Annotated in this window: 16 protein-coding genes; 5 read left to right on the top strand and 11 right to left on the bottom strand. The window is 69.3% G+C overall.

What is annotated here, in order from left to right; genetic code table 11:
• Nucleotides 1-34 precede the first annotated feature (34 nt).
• Nucleotides 35-556, top strand: a complete 522-nt coding sequence (gene mlaD / locus WI697_RS05860) for an outer membrane lipid asymmetry maintenance protein MlaD (protein WP_062767430.1) — start codon at nucleotides 35-37, stop codon at nucleotides 554-556.
• The gene (locus WI697_RS05855; protein WP_345957789.1) at nucleotides 553-996 is read left to right on the top strand and encodes a DUF2155 domain-containing protein; all 444 of its coding nucleotides are present in this window, start codon (nucleotides 553-555) and stop codon (nucleotides 994-996) included. The genes mlaD and WI697_RS05855 overlap by 4 nt, the downstream gene beginning before the upstream one ends.
• A 6-nt stretch (nucleotides 997-1002) precedes the next feature.
• Here WI697_RS05855 and aat read toward each other — a convergent pair whose 3' ends face one another.
• The 8 genes from aat to aroQ form a co-directional block, all read right to left on the bottom strand.
• Complete coding sequence (gene aat, locus WI697_RS05850) at nucleotides 1003-1725, bottom strand: leucyl/phenylalanyl-tRNA--protein transferase (protein WP_345957788.1); 723 nt, start codon at nucleotides 1723-1725, stop codon at nucleotides 1003-1005.
• Between the two features lie 132 nt (nucleotides 1726-1857).
• Entirely contained in the window at nucleotides 1858-2925 is a 1068-nt protein-coding gene (locus WI697_RS05845) for a TIGR01620 family protein (protein ID WP_345957787.1), read from the bottom strand.
• Nucleotides 2922-4373 (bottom strand): YcjX family GTP-binding protein, encoded by a 1452-nt coding sequence (locus WI697_RS05840; protein WP_345957786.1) that lies wholly within the window; start codon nucleotides 4371-4373, stop codon nucleotides 2922-2924. Before WI697_RS05840 ends, WI697_RS05845 begins: the two co-directional genes overlap by 4 nt.
• 132 nt (nucleotides 4374-4505) lie before the next feature.
• Nucleotides 4506-6047, bottom strand: coding sequence for a glycoside hydrolase family 55 protein (locus WI697_RS05835; protein WP_062767438.1), 1542 nt, complete (start codon nucleotides 6045-6047; stop codon nucleotides 4506-4508).
• 125 nt (nucleotides 6048-6172) lie between these two features.
• Nucleotides 6173-7309: an alanine racemase gene (locus WI697_RS05830; RefSeq protein ID WP_345957785.1), complete on the bottom strand. Its 1137-nt coding sequence runs from the start codon at nucleotides 7307-7309 to the stop codon at nucleotides 6173-6175.
• A gap of 97 nt (nucleotides 7310-7406) precedes the next feature.
• Complete coding sequence (accC, locus tag WI697_RS05825; protein ID WP_345957784.1) at nucleotides 7407-8750, bottom strand: acetyl-CoA carboxylase biotin carboxylase subunit; 1344 nt, start codon at nucleotides 8748-8750, stop codon at nucleotides 7407-7409.
• Between the two features lie 13 nt (nucleotides 8751-8763).
• Nucleotides 8764-9249 (bottom strand): acetyl-CoA carboxylase biotin carboxyl carrier protein, encoded by a 486-nt coding sequence (accB, locus tag WI697_RS05820; protein ID WP_296716421.1) that lies wholly within the window; start codon nucleotides 9247-9249, stop codon nucleotides 8764-8766.
• Nucleotides 9242-9721, bottom strand: a complete 480-nt coding sequence (gene aroQ, locus WI697_RS05815) for a type II 3-dehydroquinate dehydratase (protein WP_014748330.1) — start codon at nucleotides 9719-9721, stop codon at nucleotides 9242-9244. Before aroQ ends, accB begins: the two co-directional genes overlap by 8 nt.
• A gap of 150 nt (nucleotides 9722-9871) precedes the next feature.
• Here aroQ and thiS point away from each other — a divergent pair, with 150 nt between their 5' ends.
• The 3 genes from thiS (at nucleotide 9872) to gshB (ending at nucleotide 12780) form a co-directional block, all read left to right on the top strand.
• The gene (thiS, locus tag WI697_RS05810) at nucleotides 9872-10867 is read left to right on the top strand and encodes a sulfur carrier protein ThiS (protein ID WP_062767444.1); all 996 of its coding nucleotides are present in this window, start codon (nucleotides 9872-9874) and stop codon (nucleotides 10865-10867) included.
• A gap of 48 nt (nucleotides 10868-10915) precedes the next feature.
• Nucleotides 10916-11659, top strand: a complete 744-nt coding sequence (locus WI697_RS05805; RefSeq protein ID WP_345957783.1) for a glutathione S-transferase — start codon at nucleotides 10916-10918, stop codon at nucleotides 11657-11659.
• Nucleotides 11660-11817: 158 nt separating this feature from the next.
• Nucleotides 11818-12780: a glutathione synthase gene (gene gshB, locus WI697_RS05800; RefSeq protein ID WP_345957782.1), complete on the top strand. Its 963-nt coding sequence runs from the start codon at nucleotides 11818-11820 to the stop codon at nucleotides 12778-12780.
• Between the two features lie 105 nt (nucleotides 12781-12885).
• Here gshB and WI697_RS05795 read toward each other — a convergent pair whose 3' ends face one another.
• From WI697_RS05795 to WI697_RS05785, 3 genes are all read right to left on the bottom strand, one after another.
• Nucleotides 12886-14607: an adenylate/guanylate cyclase domain-containing protein gene (locus WI697_RS05795; protein ID WP_345957781.1), complete on the bottom strand. Its 1722-nt coding sequence runs from the start codon at nucleotides 14605-14607 to the stop codon at nucleotides 12886-12888.
• A 103-nt stretch (nucleotides 14608-14710) separates the two neighbouring features.
• Complete coding sequence (locus WI697_RS05790; RefSeq protein ID WP_345957780.1) at nucleotides 14711-15778, bottom strand: methyl-accepting chemotaxis protein; 1068 nt, start codon at nucleotides 15776-15778, stop codon at nucleotides 14711-14713.
• A gap of 430 nt (nucleotides 15779-16208) precedes the next feature.
• A complete protein-coding gene (locus WI697_RS05785; protein WP_345957779.1) occupies nucleotides 16209-16778 on the bottom strand; it encodes a MarR family winged helix-turn-helix transcriptional regulator in 570 nt (189 codons plus the stop codon).
• Nucleotides 16779-16907 lie beyond the last annotated feature (129 nt).

Genomic DNA, 16907 nt, shown 5'->3' with positions numbered 1-16907 from the left:
TGATCCGGATCCAACGGCCGGAAGGAAGCAGAGCTTGCAGCGCAGTGTCGTCGAAACCCTGCTCGGCGCGGCCGTCATCGCGGTCGCGGTCGGCTTCGCCGTCCATGCCTATACCGGCGCCGGGCGCGGCGGCAGCGGCAGTGGCTACGCCCTGACCGCCGCTTTCGACAGTGTCGACGGCATCGTGCCCGGCTCGGAGGTCCGCATCGGCGGCATCAAGGTCGGCAGCGTCACCGGCCAGCATCTGAACCCCGAGACCTATCGCGCCGAGATCACGCTGTCGATCGACCCCACGATCAAGCTGCCGGCCGACAGCTCGGCCGAGATCGCAAGTTCGGGCCTGCTGGGCGACAAATACGTCTCGGTGGTGCCGGGCGGCGATGATCGCATGCTGCAGCCGGGCCAGGCGATCACCTATACCCAGTCCTCGGTCAGCCTCGAATCGCTGATCGGCCGCTATCTCTTCTCGTCCGGCGGCAGCGGCGAGGAGAAGCCGGCCGGTGCCGAAGCCCCCGCCACCGGCGGTGCGGCGAAGAAGGATCCGTTCGCGGAATGATCAGGATGCGCAGCCTTGCGACCGTGGCGCTCGGCGCCCTGCTTCTGGCCTCGGGCCCTGCCGCCGCGCAGCAGCAGACGGGTGGAACGGGCGGCATCCCGGGCAAGGTCGCGATCTTCAACGGCCTGAACAAGGTGACGGCGCGGATCAGCCGGATCGTGGCGCCCATCGACCAGCCGGTCGAATTCGGCTCGCTGGTGATCACCGTGCGCTATTGCGAAAGCGCGCCGCCGGAACAGGCCCCCGAGGCCCGGGTCTTCCTGGAAGTGCAGCAGACCACCGCCTCGGCACCGACCGAGCGGATCTTCGACGGCTGGATGTTCGCCTCCTCGCCGGGTCTGAACGCACTCGACAACCCGATCTACGACATCTGGCCGATCTCCTGCGTCGACAAGGCGCCGGAGCCGTCGGACGAGGGCTCCGCGAAGCCCGCGGGCTGATCCCGCTCAGACCTCCAACACCACCGCATCGGCATCGTCCATCGGATCGCGCGGCCGCCGTCGCCGGGGCTGTGCCACCGGTCCGTCGATCGCCGCCAGCACCTGATCGGGCGTGCCCGCGCCGAAGCCGAAAGGCTCGGGGATGAAGCTCGCCCTGATGCCCAGCGCATTGCGCAACCGGTCCTGATAGACCCCGCGCGGGATCTCGATCGCGCCGAAGCGGGTCAGATGGTCGGTCACGAACTGGGTGTCGAGCAGCCGATAGCCGCCGCGTTTCAGCCGGGCCACCAGATGGACCAGCGCCACCTTGCTGGCATCGGTGCGGCGGCTGAACATGCTTTCGCCGAAAAACGCCGCCCCCAGCGACACGCCGTACAGCCCGCCGACCAGTTCAGCCCCCTCCCGCACCTCGATGCTGTGGGCATGGCCCATCTGGTGCAGCTCGGTATAAAGCGCCAGGATCTCGTCATTGATCCAGGTCCGCTCGCGCCCGGGGGCGGGGGCCGCGCAACCGCACATCACGCCCTCGAAATCGGCATCCACGGTCACGGTGAACGGCTGGCGGCGGATGGTCTTGCGCAGCTTGCGCGGCAGGTGAAAGCCATCCAGCGGCAGCACGCCGCGCCGGTCGGGGTCGACCCAGTAGAGTTCGGGTTTGTCGCCCGACTCGGCCATCGGGAAGATGCCGCAGACATAGGCGCGCAGCAGCAGGTCGGGCGTCAGATGCATGCCGGATGTCCCTGGGGAGGAAACTGCTCCAGATGTGGGGTGGCCGGCCGCGTTCCTCAACGTCGCCCCGGTCCCCGACCTGCAGCCGGCACCCAACCTGCACCCCGTGGCGCCGGGTGGCAAGAGTGGCCGTCAATTGCCCGTCAGCATCCGCATCATGTCGCGGCGCAGATCGGTCGTGCGCGGCCGCTTTACCGCCCGGAAGGGCAGGGGGCGGCAGGCCTCCATGGCGCCGAGCCCGATGCGGGCGGCGACCAGGCCGTTGACCACGCCCTGGCCCAGCCGGGCCGAGACCGCGGCGGCAAGCCCGCCGCCCAGCGCGTCGACGGCGGTATCCTGGCCGGCCTCGCCCATGCCGGCGACGGCGGCCGCACCCAGGCTGCGGCGCACGATCTTCAGGCTGGCGATCCGGCCCGGGCGCACGCCGTAAAGTGCCGCCACCTCGCGCACCAGCCGGGCATTGCGCCACAGCACCACCGCGGCATCCAGCAGGGCCGCCGGGCTGGCGGCGGTGGCCAGCGCCGTGTCGCGGGCGGCCAGCAGCACCAGCCGCCGCGCCTCGGCATCGATCGGGGCCAGCAGCAGGCGTTCGGTCAGGGCCAGCGCCTCGGCGGCGTCATGGGCATCGGTCAGCTGGGCGGCGAAATCGGCCCGCGCGGCGGCAAGCCCCGGCCGGGCCTCGTAGAGCGCCGCGACCCGTGCGGACAGGGCTGTGGCGTCGGCCGCTGCGGCGGGGTCGTGCAGGGCTTCCGGTGCCACCAGCCGCTCCGCCTCGTTCCGCAGCCCGTCGACCCGGGCGAGCCGCCGGAGTGCGGCAATCTCGGCGCCGCCCAGAATGCCGAGCCCGCCCAGCGTGGCGACGCCCAGCCCGGTGACCATCCAGCCCAGCCAGTCGGCATGGGCGAAGGCGCGTGTGGCGAGATCCCAGGTCTCGAAGCCGATCAGCGCCACGGCAAGGCCGCCGAGCCCGCCCCAGAGCAGCCGGCGGCCGGTGCGTCGCGTCGCGGCCCCGGGCGCCAGATCCGGCATCAGCCCGCGGCCGGGTACGGTGGCGGGCAGTGCCGCCTCTTCCGCCGGCCGTGCGGTCAGGGCGGCCGCTTCGGGCAGCTCCAGCGGGCCGGACGCCGCCGCATGGGGGGCTGCCGGACGGCGGGGCGGCGTTGCGGCCGGTTCGTCGAAAATGCGCGGGCGGTCGGTCATCCGAGCCGGTCTCCGATCAGATGATCCAGCGCCTGATCCAGGCGGATATGGGCCATCCCGTGGCCGTTGCGGACCAGACCCTCGGGCGGCAGGAAGGGTGGGAAGTCGAAACCGCCACCGGCGGCCCTGGCCAGCGCCTCGGCCGGATCGGCCGGCAACTCGCCCGGATAGACCACCGACGGCCGCTCGCGGCCGGCGATGCGGCCGCGCACGCAGGCGAGGTTGCGGCCGTCATGCTCGGCGAACACGCTTTCCGCCGCCTTGACCGCGGCGATGGCCAGTGTGCGGGTCTCGGCGCCCTCGAAACGGATCGCGCGCGCGGCATCGGCCACCAGCGACTGCATCAGCGCGTCCAGCCGGGCGTGCTGGGCGGCCGGCACCTGGTCGGCCTTGGTGGCGGCGAACAGCACCCGGTCGATGCGCACGCCCGACAGCAGCCGCCCGATCATGCCGTGGCCGCGGCCATAGCGGAAGGCGCCCAGGCTTTCGGTCAGGGCAAGTTTCAGATCCTCCACGGCGTCGGCCCCGGCGCTGAGCGCGCCGGGCAGGTCGACCAGCACCACCTGGCGGTCCAGCCGGGCGAAATGCTCGCGGAAGAAGCGGCCGACGATACGCTTGCGATACTGGTCAAAACGCTCCGCCGCCACGGCATACAGGCTGCCCGAGGGTGCGCGCCCCTTGGGCTCCGGCAGGGGGGAGAAGGCCAGCACCGGCGCGCCTTCCAGATCGCCCGGCACCAGAAAACGGCCGGGGCCGAGGCGCGAGACGGCAAGTCCCGCCGCACGGCAGGCGATCAGATGCGCGCTCCAGCCCTGGCCGAGCTCGGCGAGCGTCACGTCGTCGGCCGGGGCGGCCGGATCCAGGGTTTCCAGCCGGGCGAGGAAGGGGCGGGCCAGCTCTGCCCGCTTGCCCTGGCGCAGCATGGCCAGCGCCTCGGCCGACCAGTCGGCGAAGCTGCGTTCGATAAGGGCCAGATCCAGCAGCCATTCGCCCGGATAGTCGATGATGTCGAGCGTCAGCTCGCGTACAGGCCTGATCCGCCGGTTGACCATGCCGGCCGGTTTCCAGCGCAGCCCCATGCGCAGTTGCGAGAGCATGCGGGTGGAGGCGGGCCAGCCCGGCATCTCACCATCGCTGCCGGCCAGCCGCGCCAGATGGGTTTCGTAGGCGAAGCGGGGGATCTCGGGATCGCCCGGCCGGCGCAGCTCGGCGCCGATCAGCCGGCCGTCGGCGCGGGCCTGCAGAAAGGGCAGGCGGTCGGGAAACAGCAGGGCGCGGGCAACCGCGGTGGTGAACACGGTCTTGCCCGACCGGGCAAGACCGGTCACCCCCAGCCGGAGCGGCCGGTCGAGCAGAGACGCCGCCTCTTCGGCCAGCGCCTCGGGCGTCAGGCGGCGGGCAAGGCGGCGGGCTTCCAGGCCCAGACGATCGAAGGGAGAGGCGGACAAGGGCGGCGGTCCCGGTCGTTGAACGGTAACGCGGCCGACGGATTGCCGGCCGCATCGCCCTTTCAGATCGGAAGCCGGTGACGCCAGGTCAACATGACGCGGCGAATCATCGCCGTGTCATCCTTCGGTGTGTCAGGGTGCGACCCGCAGTTCGAAACCCTGGGTGGAGCCGGCGACCGCACCGGTCACTTCGAATTCGACCGTCGCTTCGGTATCGGAAACCGCCACGATCCGTGCCGGCCGGGCGGCCGCCAGCGGCGCAGATGGCGGCAGCATCACCACATTCACCTGAGCCGGGCTGGGCGTATACGAGAGCGGGCGCGGGAAGACCAGGGTCTTGGACACGTACTGACTGATCGAGGTATCGACGGTATCTGCCACCACCGCTTCTTTCGCCATCGTCGTCGCGCCGAAGCCGTTGATCAGTAGTTTGGAGCGTGCACCCGGGCTGCCCGAAAAATGCTGCTGACCGGTCAGAACGTAACTGTCGAATTCCACATGGCAGTCGTCGCAGCCGGGCGCGAAGGAGGCGTTGGTCTTGCACGACGAGATGCGCCCGTTGATCCGGACATTGTCCGCACCGTCGATCGACAGACCCTGGCCGCCGACGGCGCCGAAGGCGCGGATATCGGCCTTGCCGACCCAGAAGTCCGAAGCGGTGCTGGCGATCACCAGGCCGGTGCCGGCCCCGCCGCCGCTGGCGCCGAGAACGCGCATCTGGCCGATCTTCACCCGCGAGGCCGAAACCTCCACACCGTTCGCCGCCGGATAAACGTCGCCCATGTTGCAGTTGGCGCGGATCATGCCGATGTCGCAGGGGCCGGTGATCTGCACGCAGGCGGGCGAGGACGAGTTGCGGGTCTGGATGATGTTGAGCAGGGTTTCGGTATAGCCCTCGATCAGGACGCCGTTCTCGGCGATCACGTGATCGCCCTGAACCGAAGACCTGAAGCGGACGCCGCGCCCGCTGCCGCCATAGGTGTGCACGCGGCCGATGCGGCAGCCGCCGTCGCGGTTGTCATCATAGTCGATGAAGAAGTGCCAGTCGCTGTGCAGCGCGTTCACCGAACGGATGATATGGGCGTCGTGGGGGCCCATGAAGTGCACGCCATAGCGGCCGCTGCGGGCGGTGTCGATGTCGAGCACGCCTTCCCAGAGGTCGCGCATCACCCCGTCGACCGGCGTGGTCTCGATGCCCGGATCCTTGCCGCAGGCATGGAAGAAGCAGTCGTCGACGGCATCGGTACAGGTGATCTTCATGTACCGGAACTTGCCGTAGCCTTCATAGCAGCGGCTGACGGCCTGCATGCCGTCCAGCGCCAGGCCCCAGACGCCGTAGCCATAGGGAATGCCATCGTCGCGGACGCTGGAATAGTTGCCGGCATTGTAGGTGTCGAAGCCGCGGGTCTTGATCAGCGCCGAGCCGGTGAAGCCGGTGGTGGGGCGGATCACCACGTCCCACAGGCCGCCGCCCGAGGTCAGGAAGACCCGGCTGTCCTGAATGAGCGGCGCCGAAATGCGGTAGTAGCCGGCCGGAAACAGCACCGAGCCGCCGGTGGGCAGGCTGGCGGCATGGTCCATGGCGGCCTGGATGGCGGCGGTGTCGTCGGTCACGTCGTCGCCGACGGCCCCGAAATCCGTCACGCAGATAAGGCAGGCGGTAAAGATCGGCATCTTGATGATCCCCGGTATGGTGCGCCGCGCCGCCGGGCTGGCGGGCGGGGCTGACCGGGGAAGTCTGGGCGGTCCGGTTTATGATGTCGCGTCACCGGTTGCGGCCACATGCGGCCGCATCCCGGTCACCAGCCACCGAAACGCGGCCAGACCGCCGGGGCGGCGCCAGTATCCGCCGGGATGACATGATAGGCGTCGAATTGTGCGGCGGTGGCGCAGGCATGGTTGGGCAGGATGCGCAGCACCGTGCCGACCGGCAGGTCCGGCGGCGTGGCCACCGCACCGGGGCGCAGGGCCAGGATACCGTGTTCCTGATTGGCGCCGGTGACGATCAGATCCGGGATCACCCGGCCTGCGGCATCCGCCACCAGACCATAACCCTGATCGACCGCCTGGCCGGCCGTGCCGCGATCGCGCGACAGCGCCATCCAGCCGGCATCGACCAGGGTCCAGCCCCGGTCGGGGCGGTGGCCGATCACGGTGGTGGCGACGGAGAGCGCGATCTCGTCTACCGCGCAGACGCCGATCCCGGCCATCACCAGATCGAAAAAGACATAGACCCCGGCGCGGACCTCGGTCACGCCCGCAAGGTCACGGGCGGCAAGCGCCGTGGGCGTGGAGCCGACGCTGACCACGGGGCAGGGCAGGCCGGCCGCGCGCAGCCGGTCTGCCGCCGTCACCACCGCCCGGCGCTCGCGTTCGGCGAAGGCGGCATGGGCCTCATCGCCCGAGACGTCGTAGCTGCCGCCGGCATGGGTCATCACCCCGCGAAGTTCCGCGCGGCCTTCGTGCAGGATCCGGCCGATCTCGATGATCTCTGCGGCATCGGGGGCGAGGCCCGCGCGCTTGCCGTCGCAGTCGATCTCGATCAGCACCGGGATCGGGCCGGCACCGGCCCCGGCCGCCGCAACCGCCTGCGCCTGTCCGGCGGAATCCAGGATCACCGCCAGATCGCAGCCCCGGGCCCTCAGCGCCTGCACCCGATCAAGCTTGGCGGGCGTGATGCCGACCGCATAAAGGATGTCCTGCACGCCCGCCGCCGCGAAGACCTCGGCCTCGCGAAGGGTGGAGACGGTGGCCGGCCCGCCTGTGTCGGGCAGCATCCGCCGGGCGATCTCCACCGATTTGGCGGTCTTCAGATGCGGCCTGAAGCCCACGCCGAGCCCGGCGATCCGCCGGGCCATCCGGTCGAGATTAGCGGTCATCTTCGCCTCGTCGACCACAAGGCAGGGGGTCTGCAGATCGGGGAAGAGACCGGCCATGACGGGGCTCCGCGAGAAGGGGGCATGGGTCAAACGCAGACGGGCGGGCCGGAAACGCCTCCGGCCCGCCCGCCCCTTGATGCATGATGCTCCCGGATCAGCCGCGATTGGCGACCAGGGCCTCCAGCCAGCGGATGTCGTAGACGCCGTCGACGAAATCCGGATGGCGGGCGATGCGCTGATGCAGGGGCAGGGTGGTGTCGATGCCGCCCACGACATATTCCTCCAGCGCCCGGCGCAGCCGCATGATGCACTCGTTGCGGTTGCGACCATGGACCACCAGCTTGGCGATCAGGCTGTCGTAATAGGGCGGGATGCGATAACCCTGATAGAGGCCGCTGTCCACGCGCACACCCAGCCCGCCCGGGGCGTGATAGGTGTCGACCAGCCCCGGCGAGGGGGCGAAGGTCTCGGAGTTCTCGGCGTTGATCCGGCACTCGATGGCATGGCCCTGGACGCGTACGTCCTCCTGGGTGAAGCCCAGCGGCTGGCCGGCGGCGACCCGGATCTGCTCGCGCACCAGATCGATGCCGGTGATCGCCTCGGTGATCGGATGTTCCACCTGCAGGCGGGTGTTCATCTCGATGAAGTAGAACTCGCCGTTCTCGTAGAGGAACTCCACCGTGCCGACGCCGCGATAGCCCAGCTTGCGCATGGCATTGGCGACGATCTCGCCCATGCGGGCGCGGTCGGCCGCATCGATCGCCGGCGACGGCGCCTCTTCCAGCACCTTCTGATGGCGGCGCTGCAGAGAACAGTCGCGCTCGCCCAGATGCACCACGGTCCCGAAGGTGTCGCAGAGGATCTGGATCTCGATATGGCGCGGATTGGCGAGATACTTCTCAAGATAGACCGCATCCGATCCGAAAGCGGCCTTGGCCTCGGCGCGGGCGGTCTGCAGCGCCTCGCGCAGGCCCTCGGCGCTTTCGGCCACCTTCATGCCGCGGCCGCCACCGCCGGCGGCGGCCTTGACCAGCACCGGAAAGCCGATCTCGCGGGCGATCTTCATCGCCTCGGCCTCGTCGGTCACCGGCCCGTCGGTGCCGGGCACCAGCGGCAGGCCCAGCTCCCTGGCGGCGCGCTTGGCCTCGATCTTGTCGCCCATCAGCCGGATATGGTCCGGGGTGGGGCCGATGAAGGTCAGGCCATGGGCCTCGACGATCTCGGCGAACTGGGCGTTCTCGGACAGGAAGCCATAGCCCGGATGGACCGCCTCGGCGCCGGTGATTTCGGCGGCGGCGATGATCGCCGGGATGTTCAGATAGGAATTGCGCGCGGGCGCCGGGCCGATGCACACGCTCTCGTCGGCGAGACGGACATGCATGGCATCGGCATCGGCGGTGGAATGGACCGCAACGGTGCGGATGCCCATCTCCTGGCAGGCGCGATGGACGCGCAATGCGATTTCGCCGCGATTGGCGATCAGCACCTTCTCGAACATGATCGCTCCCGCGTCACTCGATGATCGCCAGCGGCTCGCCGAATTCCACCGGCTGGCCGTTCTGCACCAGAAGCCGGCTGACGGTGCCGCTCCGCGGGGCGCGGATATGGTTCATCACCTTCATGGCTTCGATGATCAGCAGGGTCTGGCCCTCGCGCACGCTCTGGCCTTCGGCGACGAAGGCCGGCGCACCCGGTTCCGGGGCCAGATAGACGGTGCCCACCATCGGCGAGGGCACGGCGCCCGGATGGCTGGCGGGATCGGCGGCAACCGGTGCCGCAGGGGCTGCGGCGGCCGGGGCCGCCGCGGGGGCCGCGGCGGCGGCGGGCGCCTGGAACAGCATCTGCGGGGCGGTCATCTGCGCCGGCGCCTGGCGGGCGATGCGGATGCGACCCTCGCCCGCGCCGACCTCGATCTCGGTCAGGCCGGTCTCGTCGAGCAGCAGCGCCAGTTCGCGGATCAGGCCGGTATCGACGGCACGAGCCTTGGTGTCAGACATGCGATTGGTCCTTCGTGGCCGCGCGGGCCTGTCCCCCAGGGATCAGCCCGGCCATCGCCTCGATCGCCAGCGCGTAACCCGTGGCCCCCAGGCCGCAGATCACGCCGACCGCCGTCCGGGACACATAGGAATGATGCCGGAACGTTTCGCGACGATGGATATTCGACAAATGCACCTCGATCACCGGCAGTGCCGTCGCGGTGAGCGCGTCGAGCAGGGCGACCGAGGTATGGGTGTAGGCAGCGGGATTGATCACGATCCCTGCCGCAGAGGTGCGGGCGTCCTGTACCCAGTCCACGAGAACGCCTTCGTGGTTCGACTGGCGGAAATCGACCGCCAGCCCCAGGGCCGCGGCACGGGCTTCGCACAGACGCCGGATGTCGTCCAGCGTCGTATGCCCGTAGACCTCGGGCTCGCGGGTGCCAAGCAGGTTCAGGTTCGGTCCGTTCAGGACCAGGATGGTCGGCGCCATGCGGGCTGTCGATACCCCGTGAACGGTGATTAGGAGAGGACGCCACGTCAGCCCTGCGTTATAAAGCACCCGTGCCGCGGGGCGCAACGCCGTTCGAAGCGGGCGTTCCGCCACCCGCGCCCGAACATCACGTGGAGCGGAGATCCTGGTATGCGACTGATGATCAACGGCGAGGCCCGCGAGGTTGCAGGCGAGCCGACCGTCGCCGGGCTTCTGAGCCAGCTGGGGCTGGATGCGCGGAAGATCGCGGTTGAACGCAATCTGGAGATCGTCCGCCGGGCCGCGTTCGAGACCACGCAGCTGGCCGATGGCGACCGGCTGGAGATCGTGCATTTCATCGGCGGCGGCAGCGGCGCCGACGCGTCCGCCGCGCCCGTGGAAGATCCTTTCGTCGTCGCCGGCCGGACCTTCACCTCGCGCCTGCTGGTCGGCACCGGCAAGTATAAGGATTTTGAGGAAACCGCCCGCGCGATCGAGGCCTCGGGTGCCGAGATCGTGACCGTGGCGGTCCGCCGGGTGAACGTCACCGACCCGTCGGCGCCGATGCTGATGGATTACGTCGACCCGAAGCGCTACGTCTACCTGCCCAACACCGCCGGCTGCTTCACCGCCGACGATGCCGTGCGCACGCTGCGCCTGGCACGTGAAGCCGGCGGCTGGAACCTGGTCAAGCTGGAAGTCCTGGGCGATCACAAGACCCTCTATCCCGACGTGACCGAAACCCTGAAGGCGGCGGAGGCCCTGATCCGCGACGGTTTCGACGTCATGGTCTACACCAGCGACGACCCGATCGTGGCGAAGAAGCTGGAAGATCTGGGCTGCTGCGCGATCATGCCGCTGGCGGCGCCGATCGGCTCGGGGCTCGGCATCCAGAACCCGGTCAACATCCGGATCATCGTCGAGCAGGCAAAAGTGCCGGTGCTGGTCGATGCCGGTGTCGGCACGCCCTCGGAAGCGGCGGTGGCCATGGAACTCGGCTGCGACGGCGTGCTGATGAACACCGCGATCGCCGGGGCGAAGGATCCGGTGATGATGGCGCGCGCCATGAAGGCCGCGGTCGAGGCCGGGCGCCTCGGCTATCTGGCCGGGCGCATGCCGCGCAAATTCTATGCGGACCCGTCCTCACCGCTCGCCGGCCTGATCTGAGCCGGGTGCGGGGGGCGGTTCCCGGTTCAGCCAAGGAGCCCCACCCCCATGAGCATGGAACTCTACTACTGGCCGGGCCTGCCGGGGCGGGGCGAATATGTCCGCCTGGTGCTTGTCGCGATCGATGCCCCCTGGCGCGACATGGCCCGCCTGGCCGAACGCCAGGGCGGCGGCATGGACGGGCTTCTGCGCGTGCTGGGGGATGAGCGCGAGCCCTTCGCCCCCTTCGCCTGCCCGGTGCTGAAGGATGGCGATCTGCTGATCGCCCAGACGCCGCTGATCTGCGCCTATCTGGGCGAGACCTACGGGCTGGCCCCGGCCGACGAGGCGGCGCGGCTGTTTGCGCGGCAGATCGCGCTCACCACCGCCGATCTGGTGAACGAGGCCCATGACGTCCATCACCCGCTCGGCTCCTGGGACTATTACGAGGACCAGAAGCCCGAGGCGGCACGCCGGGCGGCGGGGTTCCGCGACCAGCGGATCCCCAAATTCCTCGGCTGGTACGAACAGGTGCTGACCCGCAACCCGGCCGCATCGGGCTGGCTGGTGGGCGCCGGTCTTTCCTATGCCGATCTGGGCCTGTTCCAGACCGTGCTGGGCCTGCGCTACGCCTTCCCCAACCACATGGCGGGTCTTGCCGGGCGCTGGCCGGGGGTGGAGGCGCTGGTCGATCGCGTGGCGGCCCTGCCGCGGATCGCCGCCTATCTCGGCAGCGACCGCCGGATTGAATTCAACCAGGACGGGATTTTCCGCCACTATCCGGAGCTGGACGCTCCGGTCGTCTCGGGGTGACCGATCACAAAACCGTCGGTTTGGGTGCAATCGCAGGCCTGGACCAACTCATGATAGAATGATAGGGTGCCGGCCAGAGAGTTTTTCGTCTGGCGGGCCCCCTGCATCTCCAAACCGCAGCCCCGTCCCGGTCGCTCCAGAACCGCCCCGGAGGACATATGGCGCTGACCGTCGCCCTGCAGATGGACCCGATCGAGACCATCAACTTCGATGGCGATACGACCTTCATGCTCGGGCTGGAGGCCCTGCGCCGCGGCCATAACCTCTATCACTACCAGCCCTCGGATCTGAGCCTCACCCCCGAGGGCGCGGTGGCCTGGATGCGGCCTCTGGGGCTGCAGCGGGTGCGCGACGATCACTACCGCCTGGGCCCCAAGGAACGCGTTCCGCTCCGCGAGATGGATGTGGTGCTGCTGCGTCAGGATCCGCCCTTCGACATGGCCTACATCACCAGCACCCACCTGCTGGAGCATGCCGGCCCGCGGACGTTGGTCTCCAATGATCCGGTGCAGGTGCGCAACGCGCCCGAGAAGCTGTTCATCACCCGTTTCCCCGACCTGATGCCGCCCAGCCTGGTGTCGTCCTCGGTCGACGAGATCCGTGCCTTCCGCGAGGAACACGGCGACATCGTGATCAAGCCGCTCTATGGCTTCGGCGGGCTGGGGGTGTTCCGGGTCAGGCCGGATGACGAGAATCTGGGCGCGCTGCTGGAGCTTCACGCGCTCCGCGGGCGCGAGCCGCTGGTGATCCAGAAATATCTGCCGGCGGTGCGCGAGGGCGACAAGCGGATCATCCTGGTCGAGGGCGAGCCCCGCGGCGCGGTGCTGCGCGTGCCGCAGCGGGGCGAGGCCCGGGCCAATATGCATGTCGGCGGCCGGCCGGTGAAGACCACGCTGACGGCGCGCGACCGCGAGGTCTGCGAAGCGGTCGGGCCGGAACTCCGTGCCCGGGGGCTCACCCTGGTCGGCATCGACATGATCGGCGACCACCTGACCGAGATCAACGTGACCTGTCCCACCGGCATCCAGGAGATCGACCGCCTCGACGGCGTTACGCTCGAACGGGATGTGTGGGACGCCATCGAAACCCGGCTGACCACGCTCAGGGCAGGCGTCGCCTGAGGTTTGCGGCCGGGCGGCCGTCATCCGATCTCGGAGATCCGGGCCGAATCCAAGCGCGAGGGGGCGATCTTCGATCTGGCGCCCGCATCGGGGCCCGGCTGAGGCTCAGCCCCCCAGCCGGTCCACCGCCACGGCCGGCACCGCATGCACCGCCAGCGGCTCCACCCGGCCGCGGACGGTGATCTCGTGGCAGCTGGCATCCAGCGTCGCCGGCGCCCGTCCCGCCGCCTGCAGGATGTCGTCAGACACCACCAGCAGGCAGGCATGGGCCTTGGTCAGCTCTTCCAGCCGCCGGGCGACATGGACGGTATCGCCCACCGCGGTCAGCATCCGGGTTTCGCCATAACCCAGCCGGCCGACAACCGCCGGCCCGCCATGGATGCCGATGCCGATCCTGAGCGGCTGGCCCAGATCGCGCACCAGGCTGCGGTTCAGCACCTCCAGCCGGCGGGCGATCTCGCCTGCCGCATGCAGGGCCTGGGTCGCCGCCGCGGCGAAATCTTCAGGGCCATCGCCGCCATCGGCACCGAAGATCGCCATCACCTCGTCGCCGACAAAGGCGTTGGGCGTGCCGCCGGCCGCTTCGACCGCGCCGCCGATGGTTTCGAAATAGCGTTCCAGCAGGAACATGATGTCATAGGGCGGGCGCTGTTCGGCGATGGCGGTAGAGCCGCGGATGTCGGTGAACAGGATCGCGACCCGCTTTTCGCGCCCGCCATGCACCATCGGATCCTCCGACGGCCGCCGGCCGCGGCCCTGGGCCTTCAGCAGCGGATGCACCGTCACCGGCCCGGTCGGATGCAGCCGGCAGGCCAGCCGCACGCCCGCGGGCGCGCGGATGCGCGACAGCAGGGCCGATTCTTCGGCATCGGCCGGCGGCAGGTTTTCCAGCCCGCGCACGATTTCCACCCGGCAGGTGGAACAGCGGCCGCGGCCGCCGCAGACCGCGACATGGGGCACATTGCCCAGCCGGCTTGCCTCCAGCACCGAACCGCCCGGCAGCATCCGCACCGTGCGTCCGCCCGGATAGGTCACCACGACCCGGCCATGACGCAGCGAGATCAGGTGGCGCAGGCCGCGGGCGGCGAAGGTTGCGAAGATTGCGAAGGTCCAATTCGCAATCATCGCAAACTCGTTTGCCTGGGCCCGGGCATGGAGATCGGCGGGCAGGGCAGACAGCGTCGGCGACAGCAGCCCCAGCTTCATCAGCCCGGCCACGCTGCGGCCGGCATCCAGGAAGCCCAGCAGGGCGGCGAGCGGCAGCGCCCAGGCGCCGATCCGCCAGGCGGCGATCCAGCCCGCCCCGGCCCCGCGCCCCTTCAGCCAGAAGCCGAGACCGATCATGCCGTGCAGCCAGACCACCCCCAGCAGCACGAACTGGCGCAGCGCCCCGGTGGGTGTCCAGAGCAGGGCCATGATCCGGGTATAGCTGTCGACCCCCGCATCGACGCTGAGTGCGGCATCGACCCCGGTGATATGGGCCGCCAGCAGCATCGGCAGCAGCAGGCCCAGCGCCAGCTGCAGCGCCTCGGTGGGCGGCATGCGCAGGCTGCGGCGCAGATAGAGCGCGCGCAGGCCCAGACTTGCGTGAAGCAGGAAGGCCGCCGGCAGCAGCAGGCTGCCCGGCGGCACCGTCCAGGGCGCCATGGTGACGTCCAGCACCTTCTGGGCAACGCCGATGCCGAACAGCCCGCTGGCATGGGCGATCAGATGGCCGGTGACGAAGACCAGCATGATGGCGCCGGTTATCGCGCGCAGGCGGCGCACCAGACGGTTGCGCCGGCTTTGCGGGCGGCCCTGGGGCAGGGGAAGGCTGGGGCTGGTCATGGCTCGCGGCTCGGGCTCCGGGCTGGCCGGACCGCGCGGAAGGCGGGTGCTGCGGCCGGACGCCCCATCCTAGCGGACCGGGCGGCCGACGGCAGCCCCAGGCTTACCTCATGCGCTGGACGACCACACCCATCCAGCCCAGACCGTCATATTCCTGATAGCCGATGGTTTCGGAAAAGCCGATCACGGTGTCGCCGGTCATGTAGGTGCCCTGTTTGGCGCCGTCGGTCGACAGGTGGAAGGTCTGGTAAAGCCCCTGGCCGTCGGACGCGGCGATCACGCGCCGGGCGCGATCCAGCAGCAGCACCCGCGAGCGGGTCCATTCGTCGGCCGAAAGCGAGGGTTCGTCGACCACGATCGAGCGGCCCTGGCGTTCCCAGTCGAAATAGATGCCGAGCGTGCCGATGATCCGGCCGTCGGTGCGTCCGCCTTCGCGCACCGCGGTTGCATAGACCAGCACCGAGCGGTTGTCGTGCATGGCATCGGCGCGGACATCGTCGACGATGTATTCGTCGCCGCTGCGGGTGGCGAGCGCGTCACGAACCCAGGCCTCGCGGGAGAGATCGGCACCGCGCATGCGCTGGAAGCGGTCGTCGGCCATGGCGACCACCCGGCCCGAGGCGTCGGTCAGCACCAGATTGGTATAGACGGTGTAGTAGCGGTGGATGACCGACAGCCGCATGGCGGCGTGTTCCAGCGCCTCACGCGATGGCTGTTCCAGCGCCTCCCAGAAGGCGGTGTCGGTCGCCCACCAGCGCACGTCGCAGGTGCGTTCATACAGATTGCGCACGATCAGCTGGACCAGTCCATGGGCCAGTTCCTGGCCGCGCTGGCCCACCAGCCGCTGGGTCACCGCCTCGCATTCGGCGATGCGGCCGATGATCTCTTCCTGAAAGCGTTTCGCGGCGCCGTCGGCCTGTTCGGCCAGGCTTTTGACCTCGCCCGCGACCACCGAAAAGCCGCGACCGGCATTGCCGGCGCGGGCGGCCTCGATCGCCGCGTTCAGGGCCAGAAGACGGGTGCGGGCTGCGATTTCCTGGTTGCCGCTGGAAAAACGCCGGACGTCGTCGCTCAGCCCCTGCATCAGGCCGCGGACCTTCTGCGCCGAAACGGCTTCGGCGGCGACGGTATCGGCCGCGGCACGCACGGCAAGTGGCATCTGACTGGTCATCACCAAACCCCCTATCACTTTTTCCGGTCGCAGCAGGCGTTTCCGGTCGCGGTTTGCCGCGTATTGCTTGTGTATGTCACGCGCTGAAGGCGATCCACCCGGGGGCTGCACCGATCCTGCGATGCCGAAGTGTCACGCCTGTATGTCACCCTGCTTTAACTGTAGAGCAGGATGCGGCAGCGCAACAAGAGGATATATCGTGCGGTGCACACATCGTGGACCCACGGGCTGGAAGGCTGTCACGGCATAGAATTCGGCTGTATTCCGCCAGTTTTCACAGAAGTCATCTGCATAAAATATCGATCGAAAACGACACAAAGCCGATAAATGTGCTGCGCCGCGTCACATTCTGCCACACCCATCTGCCGGCGCAGGGCACCGCCGCCTGGCAGTCTTGTCCATTTCATCCACTTATGGTTGATGAATCCGGTCAGATCTCGGTGCGGGCGGCCATGTCGGTCAGGCGATCGATCAGCAGGACCAGGGCGTCGCGTTCCTCGGGCGTCAGTTCGGCGATCAGCCGTTCTTCGTAATCCAGCGCCAGCGGCGCGATCCGGCCATAGACATCCAGCCCGTCGGCCGACAGCCGCAGCAGCACCCGGCGGCGATCGGCCGCGTCGGTGGTGCGCTCGATCCGCCGGGCGCGCTCCAGCCGCTGCACGGCGCGGCTGACCGTCACCTTGTCCATCTGCGTCGCCTCGCAGATCGCATTGGCGGTAAGGGGGGCAAACCGGCCCAGCACCGCCATCACCCGCCATTCGGGAATGGTCAGGTCGAACGTCTCGGCATAGGCGCGGGCCAGGGTGGAGGAGATCCGGTTGGCCAGGATCGACAGCCGGTAGGGCAGGAAACGCTCCAGCCTCAGGCTCTTGCCGTCCTCGCCGCGTGCCGGGTTCGGCCGGCCGCCGGAACCGGAACCCGGCTCGGCACTGGGGGCGGGGGCGGGATTGGAACCGGGGGCAGGATTGGAACCGGGGGCAGGGCTGGCGCTTTCGCTCACCGGATGATGGCCTCCGCTTGACATTGCCCGGGTCCGGGGGCAACTTGGTTACAAATGAAACTATCAGGTGCCGACGGCGACGTCGAGCCCCGGAAGGCCCGGTCTCCCGACCCTCGCAGTCCTGCGGGG

It is taken from the genome of Tistrella mobilis (assembly GCF_039634785.1).
Lineage (GTDB): Bacteria > Pseudomonadota > Alphaproteobacteria > Tistrellales > Tistrellaceae > Tistrella > Tistrella mobilis.
Note: the sequence above shows the minus strand (reverse complement) of the source record. Positions and strands in the feature narration are given on the sequence as shown.